This window comes from Achromobacter sp. UBA4530 (assembly GCF_002388205.1).
Lineage (GTDB): Bacteria > Pseudomonadota > Gammaproteobacteria > Burkholderiales > Burkholderiaceae_B > Achromobacter > Achromobacter animicus.
In genome coordinates this window covers 148,372-159,785 of record NZ_DGMA01000031.1, presented here as the reverse complement: position 1 = coordinate 159,785, position 11,414 = coordinate 148,372, and the positions used below count along the sequence as shown (strand labels likewise).

Here is an 11,414-nt window from a genome sequence, read left to right as displayed (position 1 = left end):
AAAACGAGGAGACCACCATGAAGACCTTACGCCTGATCGCCGCGCTAGCGGCGCCGCTGCTGTTCGCGCAGCCCGCCGCGGCCGCCGACAGCTACCCCTCCAAACCCGTCAAGATCATCGTCCCCTACCAGGCCGGCCAGGGCACCGACGTCGCCGCCCGCTATCTGGCCGAATACCTGGCCCGCGACCTGGGCCAACCCTTCATCGTGGAGAACCGCCCCGGCGCGGGCGGCAACATCGGCGCGTCCGAAGCCGCGCGCGCCGCGCCCGACGGCTACACGCTGCTGATGGGCACCAACGGCACGCACGTGCTGAACCAGTACATGTACGCGTCCACCAATTTCGACCCGGAGAAGGACTTCGCGCCCGTCATGCTGGTCAGTTCGTTTCCCATGGTGCTGCTGACGACGCCGTCCTCGCCCTACGCCAGCCTGGCCGACCTGCGCAACAGCGCCAAGGCCAAGCCCGACAGCGTCAACGTCGGCATGCCCAGCACCACCGCGCGCCTTGTGTACGAACTGCTCAAGCAGCAAGGGGTCAACAGCGTTCGCGGCATCCCCTACAAGGGCTCGGCCACCGCCACGACGGACCTCTTGGGCGGCCAGGTGCAGGTCGGCATCGACACCGTCAGCGCCGCGCGCTCGTTCATCACCAGCGGCAAGCTGCGCCCGCTGGCGGTGACGTCGTTGAAGGAGTCGGCCCTGCTGCCCGGCGTGCCGTCGGTGGCGGGACAGGGGCTGGATGGGTTCCAGGTGATCGCGTGGAACGGCCTGTATGCGCCGAAGGGCACGCCGCCGGCGGCGATCAAGCGATTGAACGAGGACCTGGCCAAGATCCTGGCGCGGCCGGAAGTGAGGCAGAAGCTGCTGGATCTGGGGCATGAACCCGGCGGCGGCACGCCCGAGGAACTGGCCGCGTTTGCACGCAGCGAACGGCAGAAGTGGCAACCGCTGATCGTGCAGGCGGGGTTGAAGGCGGAGTGACTTCGGCGTAACCGTCAGCGTTGAGCGGCAACGCGGCGCAGGTCGTTCCACTGCGCCGCGGTTGCGACCGGCAACCGCATGAGCCAAAGCCGCCTTACGATCGGCCTGCAGCAAGCCTCCACCCGCCAACCGCCACCGCTGCCATCGCCAGCGCGCACAACACGGCGGCCATCACAAACGTCGCGTGCAACCCGGCCGCCAGTTGAGCGGGCGCGGCATCAGCCAGCGCCGTCGCCCCGGCGCCCACGGCAAACACCGCGCCCATCGCCGACGCCCCTGTAATCAACCCCAAGTTGCGAGACAGGTTCAACATGCCGGACACGGCGCCGCGATCGTTGCCGCCCGCCCGGGCCATGACCGCGGTGTTGTTGGCTGCCTGAAACAGCGCATACCCGGCCGTCAGCACGCCCAGCGCGACAACATATCCTGTCGCTCCGAACGCATCCGACGCAACGGGCAGCATCGCCGATGCGCCCGTCATTGCGATCAATGCGGCAAGCGTCATCGGCCGGGCGCCAAAGCGGTCCACGCAGCGCCCCGCCGGTACACCTGCCAGAGCAGCGACGAGCGGACCGCAAGACATTGCCACCCCGACGCGCATCGCATCCAATCCCAACGCCCCGGCCAGAAAGAACGGCCCGATCACCAAGGTGGCCATCATCACCGTCGCGACCAGCGCGTTGGCCGCGAAGCCGCCCGCCAGCACGGGATTGGCCATCATCGCCGGCCGCACCAGCGGGTTTGCCGTCCGCGACTGCACCCACGCAAACAGACCCGCGCCGCCCGCCGCCGCCGCAAGCAGAACACCGTTGATCTTGCCGAAGCTGCCGCGTCCGAGCGTCATGGACAGCGCGTAGACCGCCAGCGTCAGCGACAGCAGCACACTACCCAGCCAATCGAAACGAATCGTCTGCGCCGCGGCGCGTTGCGAATCGCGGGGCAGATGCCGCCACGCCAGCCAGAACGCCAGCAGACCGAGCGGCAGATTGACGAGAAAGATCGCCCGCCATCCCGGACCCGCAATCAGCGCGCCGCCCAGCGTCGGCCCGAGTGCGGTGCCGGCCGCCGACATCGTGCCCAACAGGCCCATGGCGCTACCCGCCCTTCCCTTCTGCGCTGCCTCGCCGGCAAAGGCCATGGCCAGCGTCATCAGCACGGCCGCGCCCAAGCCCTGCGCGGCGCGCGCGGCCACCAGGGTCCACAGTCCGGGCGCGGCTGCGCACGTCACGGAGGCGACCGTAAACCAGGCGATCCCGGCCAGCATCAGGCGTCGGCGACCGATCAGGTCGCCCAGCCGTCCGGCGCTGACCACGGCGGTCGTGATGGCCAGCAGGTAGGCCAGCACCACCCATTGCACCGACTGAAACGACGCGCCGAATGCGTGGGTGAACGCGGGCAGGCCCACGTTGGCGATGCTGGTGCCCAGGGAGGCCAGCAGCATCGACAGGGACAGGCAGGCCAATAGCGAGAGGCGGGAGGGGGATGACGATACGGGCGAAGCGGCGAGCGACATGATGGCGACGTGCAAAGGGGAAATGGAATCCCAGCGTATGCCTCTCCCATGCCTGGCGGAAGACGCACCATTTGCAGCAAATACCTGCATGTGACGCCATGCCAGATCCCGGCGCGTTTTTCGCCGGCGTGCTACGTTTGCCGCATGTCCGCGCCCGACCTCAACCTTCTCATCACCCTGGATGCGCTGCTCTCCGAGGGCAGCGTGGCCGGCGCCGCCCGGCGTCTGCGCCTGAGTCCTTCCGCCATGAGCCGCGCGTTGGCGCGGCTGCGCGACACCACGGGCGATCCGCTGCTGGTGCGCGCTGGACGTGGTCTGGTTCCCACGCCAAGGGCGCTGGCGCTGCGCGAGCAGGTCGGCGGGCTGGTCAGGGATGCGCAAGCCGTGCTGCGTCCCTCGCAAGACCTTGATCCTGCATCGCTCGTTCGCACCTTCACGCTGCGCGTCACGGATGGCTTCGTAGAAAACTTTGGCGCGCGTCTGCTCGCGCTGATTGACGACGAAGCGCCGGGGGTGCGGTTGCGCTTCATGCAGAAACTGGACAAGAACAGCGCGCCGCTGCGCGAAGGCGCTGTGGACTTGGAAACCGGGGTGGTGAGCGAGTCGGCTAGTCCTGAACTGCGCACGCGCGCGCTTTTTCAGGATCGGTACATCGGCGTCATGCGCGCCGCCCATCCGCTGGCGCGCGGCAACGTCACGCTGACGCGTTATTTGGCGGCGCGCCACATTCTGATATCGCGCCGCGGACGGGAATCAGGCCCCATGGATGAACCCCTGGCGCAGGCCGGCCGCGCGCGCCAGATCGCCACGATTGCGGGCAGCTATTCAACGGCGCTGGCGCTGGTCCGCGAAACCGACATGATCGCCACGGTGCCCGATCGGCACACCGCCATGATGCGCGAGGGCATGCGCAGCTTTGCGCTGCCGTTCGCAATGGCGCCCTTTACGGTGTCGATGCTGTGGCACCCGCGAATGGACGGCGATGCCGCCCATCGCTGGCTGCGCGGCATCGTGCTTCAGGCTTGCGGGACGGGCGCTCTCCGATAGGTCCGCCCAGCGAGGAGCGCGCCGGCAGTGCGCACAAATTCCGCCGGCGGGCGTTATTGCTTGGGCGCGCTGGCCACCAGTGCGTCGAACTTCTTGTCCAGTTCCGCCAGCGAATCGCGGATATGCGCGCGGCGCGCCTTGATCCACTTGTCCTGCGCGGCCAGCTGTTCGCGCGCGGCCTGGATCATGCGGTCCATTTCCTTGGGCTGCGGACCGCCGATGGTGGCGCGGTTCTTCACGATGGCCACAGGATCCAGCGTCGAGCGGAACTCGGCTTCGCTCATCGGCAGGTCGGTGCCGTACTTCGAGTCCTTCATCGCATCGGCATAGATGCGGCGCGCCTGTTCATACGGAAAATCCAGCGGCTTGATGTTGTTCGCCTTGGCGTACGACACGACCTCGGACGCAAAGTGATGGCCCGCACGGAACGGCAGCTTGTACTTGTGCATCAGCACGTCCGCCAGCTCCTGCGAGGCCGTCCAGTCGCTGTTCAGCTCTTCCAGCGCACGGTCGGGGCTGATGACCATGGCCTTGAGCACGCGGTCCCAGCGCTTGAGCGCCGAAATGCCGCTATCGACCATCGCGGAATTCTGCTTCACGTCCTTGGGATCGCTCATGCCCGGCGTGATGTTGTGCGTCTGCAGGACCGGCCCCATCGCCAAGCTCACAGCCGTGGACGCGTCGCTGCGCGTGTCGTTGAGCAGGCCCGGATTGCGTTTTTGCGGCATGGCGCTGGACACGTACGTGTTGCCGCCCCCTTCTTCCAGCAGGATCCACGGGCGCGACTGGGCGTATTGGGTCATGACGTCCTCGACGAAATTGCCCGTGCGCAGCGCAATGCTGGTGACGATGGAGGCGACCTCGACGGGCTGGTCCATGGACGAGATCTGCGAGGCATCGTAGGCGTTGTCGACCAGCGCCTCGAAGCCCAGGTATTGCGCCATGCGCTTGCGGTCCAGCGGCCAGCTCGTGCCGTTCAGCACGGTGGTGCCCATAGGCGACCGGTCGATGCGGACGTAGGCTTCGCGGATGCGTTGCGCGTCCCGCGCCAGACCCGCGGCCTGACCCAGCAGATAGTGTCCGTAACTGTTGGGCTGCGCGGCCACGCCGTTGGTGTAGTTGGGCACGATGGTGCCCGCATGCTTGGCCGCCAGCTCCACCAGCGTGGTGGATGTGGCATTCAACTGGTCCGCCAGATCCAGCAGCTTGTCGCGCAGGATGGCGCTGCGGTAGGTGGCGTGCATGTCCTGGCTGGAACGGCCGGCGTGCAGCAGGGTGATGTCTTCGCCAGCGGCCTTGATCAGTAGCGGTTCAAAGGTGATGACGGTGGCCGGCCGCTTGGCGCCGGGCTGGTTGCCGTCGTGGATGACTTTTGCGACGCCAGCCGCCAGGCGTGGCGCCATGGACTTGTCGAGCAGGCCTTCGTCGGCATTGATGACCGTGGTGGCCTTGTTGATTTCTCCCAACCAGAAGAAGGGGTCGCGCGGCGGAGATTGCTGCGCGGTGGCCGCATTGCCGGCCAGCGTTAGCACCAGGGCGGCGCCCAGGGTCGGAAGAAACTGTCTCATGGCGTTCTCGTTATAGGGGTGACCGGACAGTGTATCGGAGCGCGTTTTCGCCGGACACCCGGTATTGCACGGAGGCGCGGGCGCCTGACAACGGGCTGAGCGAAGATAGGCCGCCGACGCAAAAAAAGCCGGCCTCCGAAGAGGCCGGCCTTTCGCATCCGCCGAGACGGAATGCCTTAGAAGCGCCAGCTCACGTTGACGGTGCCGGTGTTCTGACGGTTGCCGTCGCCGAATTGACCCGAGTAAGCCAGGCCCAGCGTGGCGTTCTTGCTCATTGCCAGGTCCACGCCCACTTCCATCACAGCCGCGTCACGCGCCAGCGGGTTGCCCGCCACGGTGAACGGCTGGCTGCCGTCGAACGACATCGTGGCTTCCGGATTGACGTCGCCGTAGGCATGGCGCCAGCCCAGCATGCCGCGCAGACGGCCCGCGGTGTCCTTCACGTCAAACGTGGTCTGCGCGCGCAGGCCCAGCGTGGTGGTGCCCACGTTGTTGGTGCTGCTGCGACCGCTCAGCGCGGCGTCACCGCCCGACTCCGAGAAGCCGCGGGTGCGCAGGTCGCTGAAGTCGGCGCCGAAGAACGGTTCCAGCGTGACACGGTCGTTCAGCGGGATCGCGTAGCCGACGTCGGTGAAGACCTGGCCGGTGCTGGCGCTGTAGTCAGCCTTCAGTTCCTGGTACTGGCCTGCCGCGTTGATGTTGCGCTTGCTGTCGATGTCATGCCACGTGTAGGCCAGGCCAGCGGTGAAGTTGATCTTGCCCGAGCCGGCTTCGAACGACTTGCCGCCGTACAGGATCGCGCTGTAGCTGTTCACGTCGGACTTGGCCGAACGGTCGTCCACGGTGATGCGGCTGTCGGTGTAACCGAACGCGCCACCCAGGCGCCAACCGTTGCCCACGCCGTGGTCGCCGCCAACGAAGATGCCGACATCACGCTCACGGGACTTGGCGACGTTGCCGTTGCCGTCCATCGAGCGCCAGTTGCCGAAGGCCTGCGCCCACAGCGGCTGCGCGTTCGAACGCGGCAGCATGGAGGCGTCGCCGCGGCCGACTTGCGCCGTGGGCGGGCCGGGGATGAAGCCGGCGTTCATGTTGGCGCGCAGTTGTGCCGTGGGCAGGCTGGCGACGTTGTTGCTGACGTTCTGCATCGCCGACACGCTGCTGCCGAACGATTCGCCCGACAGATCGGCGAACACGCCGGCCGGCGCGCCGTTGGGCAGGTTCAGGACGCGGGTGTACAGCGAGCTGGTCTTGGGCAGGGTTTGCACCGCATTCGCCGCCGAACGCTGGTTGCCGGTCACCGCGAGGTCGGCGAACTCGATCGGACGGGTTCCGCTGTCCGTGTTGCCGCCACCGTTGTCGACGGGCTTGCCCGGGCTGGGCTTGGTGTCCGGCTCGGCCGGCTTGGGGTCCGGATTGGTCGGCTTCGGGTCCGGGTCCACGGGCACCTGCTTCATGTCCAGCTTCAGCACCACGTCGTTGCCTTCCTGGTTCAACGTCGGTTGCAGATAAGCCAGATCGCTGGACACGCCGCCAAACTTGCCGTTCACGCTGTTGGCAGACAGGATCGTGTAGGCGGTCGATGCGGCGTAGGTGCCACCCGAACCGATATGCACGACGTTACCGGCCAGATTGGCCGTGCCCGTGACGTTCACGCGGTCGCTCTTGCCATCGTCGGTTGCATCGACGCGGTAGGTCGAGCCGGGCATGAAGGTCAGGTCGCCGTTCACCGTCACGGTGCCGATTTCGGAATTGGTCGGGATGATGCCGATCGACCCAATCGGCGCCAGCGTCATGGCCGACATCATCACGTGGCCCGTTTTCGCGGCGGTGCCCGGCGACAGCGTTGCGCCCGACGCCAGCGTCGTGTTGCCCACATCGCCGGAACCGGCCAGGGTGCCGTTCACGGTCAGCAGGCCATTGACCTTCGTGCCGGACAGCGTGAGCGTCTTGCCCGCTGCGACGTTCACGGCGCCGACGGTGATGTTGCCTTGGGGCGCATAGTTGGTGTTGATGTTCACCGTGCTGGTGCCGCCGCCGCTGGCAAACAGGAAGCTGTGCTGGTTGTCCTCGCCGGTGATGGCGCCATAGATGTTGCCGCCGTCGATATTCAACGTGGAGGCGCCAAGGCGCACGTCGCCGATGATGGTGCCGGTGTTCGTGATCACCATCGGCTGGCCGGCGCCCTCGACGTCGACCGCGACACTGCTGGAGGCGAACATGTAGGTGTTGGCGAGGATCGAGCCGCTGTTGACGATGCCGCCCGTCACTTCGGCGCCGCCGCTCACCATGATGCCGCCGTTGATGGTCTGCGAGTTTTCGATGCGTCCGTCGACGGTGCTGCCATTGCGCACTTCCACCGCCAGATTGCTGCTCGGGAAGATCGGGGAGGGCGAGCTCGCGTAGATGACGCCGGCATTGACGATGTCGCCCTTCACGTGCGAATTGTCGCCGATCAGGATGCCGCCGTTCAGGGTGCCTTTGTTGTCGATGTTGCCGGTGACAGTGCTGGCATTCCTGAGTTCCAGGGCCAGATTGTTCACCGGCATGGACGAGGAGGCGATGTTGTTCGCGTTGATGGTGCCGATGTTGACGATGTCGCTGTTCACGGCAGAGCCGTCCGTGACCAGAATGCCGCCGTTGATCGTGCCGTTGTTTTCGATGCCGCCGTTGACCGCGCTGCTGTTCGAGATTTCAATCGCCAGTCCGCTCGTCGGGAAAACGACGGAGTTGCTGTCGGAATAGATGGTTCCGTTGTTGATGATCTTGCCGCCGACGGTGCTGTGGCTGGTGATCGTCACGCTGGAACTCGACGGCTGAGCCATGGGCGAGACGCCTGCAAAACCGAAGATGATGTATCGGCCGTAGAGATCGCCGTTGTTGACGATGTCGCCGCTCACTTTGCCTTGGGCGAGACCCACGCCGTAAGCCGTGCTGTTGGCTTCGTTGCGGATGTTTCCGTTCAGCGTCGACGCTTCCACCGAGAAGGAGCCGTCGTAGTACCCGCCCTGCAGGCGCGCGCTGTTGATAAGGTCGCCATTCCGCACCGCACCGCTTTGCAGGCGAATGTAGGGATAGTTGGAGGACGCCGTGTTTTCGATGTTGCCAAACACGAGGGGATCCGCGTATCCATCCTGCAAATACTCCGGGCTGATCTGCGCCAGCGCGTACGGGGTGGCAATAGGCGAAAGGCTCAAGCTAAGCAATACAGCAATACGAGTAAGCGGGAAGCGGCGAGACATTTTGTAGTGACCATGTAAATTTCGTGTCTGAAATGTACCGATCATTGCAAAACGGAATCTGAGCAAATCTGAGCGATTTGTAAGATCCGAGAATCCCCCACCTCAAATCGCGCAAATTAGGCAGAGAATCGCGCGCTTTTCCCGATTTTGAATGCAGCTACCCATGGCGTCGCCTGAAACAAATAGATGCGTTCACGCAACAATCGCGCGCCGCGACGTCCCGATTAGTGCGCCGACCACGCGTTCAGGCTGCTGCGGCGTGGGGCAAATCCAGGCAGAAAGACACCGGTTCGTCACCGCCGGCCGACGCCAGCGCGACGGATCCACCAAGCCGCTCTGCAATCGAACTCACCAGATACAGGCCCAAGCCCGCCCCGGGATGCCGCATGGCGTTGTGGCCGCGGTAGTACTTCTGGAACAGCCGTTCCTGCTCGGCAGGCGGAATGCGGCTGCCAGGATTGGAGACGGCGATGCGCAGCATGTCCCCCTCTTCGCTTACCAAGACGCTCACCCTTCCACCTGCCTCGCAATGCCGGTCAGCATTGGCCAGCAGATTGCGCAGGGCAATCCGCAGCATGCCCGCGTCGCAATCGAGCGCGCGTATGGGCGTCTCGTAGGTGCTTTGCACCCGCCCCGGCGGATACTCGCTCGCCAGGTCCTGCAGCAGCGCCGGCAGATCGCACCGGGTCATGCGCAGCTCGGCGCGCGGTTCACGCATGCGGTCATCGGTCAGGTATTCGTCCACCAGCGCCAGCAGGCGCGTGGCCGCATTGCGGATGTTGGCGCAGCGCGCCAGGCTTTTCTCCAGTGGCGCAGCCAGGTTGCGACCAAGCTGCTGCGCCGACGTCGTGATGATCGCCAGCGGCGTGCGGAATTCGTGCGACACCATCGCCACGAATTCGCGCTGCTCCGTGAACATCTGCCGTTCCTTTTCCAGCGACGTGCGCAGCTCGCCCTCCAGCGCGACGCGGCGTTCGATCTCGCCTTGCATTTCGGCCGTGCGCAGCGCAACTTCGCGTTCCAGCCAGTGGCTGTGCTGGCGTGCCAGATCGGCCGCCAGGTTGGCCTGCTGCAGTTCGCGGACGCGGCGGCGGCGTTCGTAACGGCCAACAATGAACAGACTCAGCAGCAGCATGTGCAGCATCGTGCCCAGCGTGGAGACGTATTCGGTAAAGGCGTTGACCGGAAACACCCCGAGGTTGCGCAGGAAAGCGATCAGCACGCCCAGGTAGAACACCCCGAACGCCAACGCGAAAAAGCGGGCCGGCCGCCAGCCGCGCTTGAGCAGATAAGCCGCCAGCGTCGTGAATCCCACGATCACCAGCAGCGCCAGCGCCTGAATCGGCTGCATGCCGGCGCCGTAGTGCCCCGTCACGATCAGCGCGGAACAGATCGCGGCGATGCCCCAGAACAGCCAGTCCAGCCAGCGCACGGCGCGCGGATACAAAGCTTCCAGGTTCAACTGGCGGAACGCGACACGCAGCGCCACCGGCAGGCTGACGGCGATGCCAACGCCCAGCAGCCGATCGCTCCAGGCTACCGGCAGGCCGGTCAACTGCTGCACCAGCCCCAGCGACAGCACCTCGTTGAAGACGCAATTGCCGATGTAGGCCAGGAACAGTCCGCTCATCGGCGCGCGCGTGACCAGCCAGAACGCCGCGTGCGCGCAGATCAGCAGCAGATAGAAGCCGAAATACAGCCCGAACAACAGGCCCTCGCGGCGCGACTGGTTGTCGAACGCCAGCCGCTGCCAGACTTCCAGCCGCGTCGCCATGGCGTTCTTGCTTTGCAGCCGCACCAGGATGACGTATTCGCCTGGCTTGGACGGATTGAACTGGATCACGGGGCTGCGATAGTCCACCGGCCATTTGCGCCGCGCCAGATCCTCGCCGCTGCGTCCTAGCATCGTCCAGCCGCCGCCATGGCCCACGTAGATGCGCGCGTCGTCCAGCAGTGCGTTGGTCAGGCGCAGCATCCAGCCGCCGTGCATGACCTTATCGACCTGCACGGGCAGGCGCAGCCAGATCGTCGCGGGCGTGAAGCCGGCACTCAGGCTGCCCGGCAGCGGCGTCCAGCCGTTCGCGCTGGCGGCATTTCCCACGTCGAGCTCGCCATCGGGATCGATCAGGCGCTCAAGATGCCCGGCCGCGTCCTGGACGCTATGGAAGCCATCCAGGCGCAGCGGCTCGGCGCGCGCCGGTGCGGCCGCGGCCAGCAGGCCCGCGAACAGGCAGGCCAGCAGCGTCAGCCACAGCGTGGCCCTGGAGTAACATTCCCGTTTCATCAATCGCAATCTACGCAGCATTTCCGTGCAACCCGGCAGATTACACCAGCCCCTCACGCTGCATTCCTCAGGCGCCTCATGCCTGAAGTGATCCTGCTCGAAGATGAACCCGTGCTGCGTCAGGAGCTCGGCGAATTCCTCGAAGAGTTGGGATACGCCCCCTCGTGCGCGTCCAGCCTGCAGGAATTCGACCAGCGCTTCGACCCCGCCCGCCATCATCTGGCCGTCATCGACATCGGTCTCCCGGATGGCTGCGGCCTGGACCTGATCCAACGTCTGCGCCAGGAAGGTCAGCAAGTGGGCATCGTGGTGTTCAGCGCGCGCCAGACCGGCCCTGACCGGATTTCGGGCCTGGGCATGGGCGCCGACCATTATCTGGGCAAGGGTTGCGACCTGGATGAACTGGCTGCAACGCTGGCCGCGCTGGTGCGCCGGCTGGGGCTGCCTCAGCCGGGCCGGGATCAGCCGCCTTTGAGCTGGCTGCTTGAAATCGGCCCCCGCCGCCTGCACATTCCTGGCGCGGCGGCCATGCCGCTGTCGCAGCAGGACCTGACCGTGCTGCATTGCCTGATGAGCCAGCCCGGCGAAAACATCAGCCGCCGGCAGATCGTCGAAGCCCTGGGCGCCGATTACCTGGACTACGATCAACGCCGGCTCGATACGCAGATGCGCCGGCTGCGCCGCCGCGTCGAAGCCCTGAGCGGCCAGACGCTGCCCGTCAAGACACTGCGCAGCAGCGGCTACTGCTTCTATCAGCCTGCAAAGGTCAAGGACTGA

The 11,414-nt window shown here is 65.8% G+C and carries 7 protein-coding genes; 3 read left to right on the top strand and 4 right to left on the bottom strand.

The window, feature by feature from the left end; genetic code table 11:
• The first annotated feature begins 17 nt into the window (after positions 1-17).
• Positions 18-983 carry a Bug family tripartite tricarboxylate transporter substrate binding protein gene (locus B2W22_RS21900; protein WP_175122410.1) on the top strand — a complete coding sequence of 322 codons (966 nt, stop codon included), beginning with the start codon at positions 18-20 and terminating at the stop codon, positions 981-983.
• Positions 984-1,077: 94 nt separating this feature from the next.
• Here the strand turns inward: B2W22_RS21900 and B2W22_RS21895 are convergent, their stop codons facing one another.
• On the bottom strand, positions 1,078-2,496 hold the full coding sequence (locus tag B2W22_RS21895; RefSeq protein ID WP_286939548.1) for an MFS transporter: 1,419 nt from the start codon (positions 2,494-2,496) through the stop codon (positions 1,078-1,080).
• Positions 2,497-2,640: 144 nt separating this feature from the next.
• On the opposite strand from B2W22_RS21895, the gene B2W22_RS21890 reads away from it, so the two are divergent.
• On the top strand, positions 2,641-3,543 hold the full coding sequence (locus tag B2W22_RS21890) for a LysR family transcriptional regulator (protein ID WP_286939546.1): 903 nt from the start codon (positions 2,641-2,643) through the stop codon (positions 3,541-3,543).
• Positions 3,544-3,596: 53 nt separating this feature from the next.
• Here B2W22_RS21890 and B2W22_RS21885 read toward each other — a convergent pair whose 3' ends face one another.
• The 3 genes from B2W22_RS21885 to B2W22_RS21875 form a co-directional block, all read right to left on the bottom strand.
• Positions 3,597-5,111, bottom strand: a complete 1,515-nt coding sequence (locus B2W22_RS21885) for an argininosuccinate lyase (protein WP_286939545.1) — start codon at positions 5,109-5,111, stop codon at positions 3,597-3,599.
• A gap of 176 nt (positions 5,112-5,287) precedes the next feature.
• A complete protein-coding gene (locus B2W22_RS21880) occupies positions 5,288-8,308 on the bottom strand; it encodes an autotransporter domain-containing protein (RefSeq protein ID WP_175122406.1) in 3,021 nt (1,006 codons plus the stop codon).
• Positions 8,309-8,597: 289 nt separating this feature from the next.
• Positions 8,598-10,637 carry a sensor histidine kinase gene (locus tag B2W22_RS21875; RefSeq protein WP_286939544.1) on the bottom strand — a complete coding sequence of 680 codons (2,040 nt, stop codon included), beginning with the start codon at positions 10,635-10,637 and terminating at the stop codon, positions 8,598-8,600.
• Positions 10,638-10,715: 78 nt separating this feature from the next.
• Between B2W22_RS21875 and B2W22_RS21870 the strand changes: the two genes are divergently transcribed.
• Positions 10,716-11,414, top strand: coding sequence for a response regulator transcription factor (locus B2W22_RS21870; protein WP_175122404.1), 699 nt, complete (start codon positions 10,716-10,718; stop codon positions 11,412-11,414).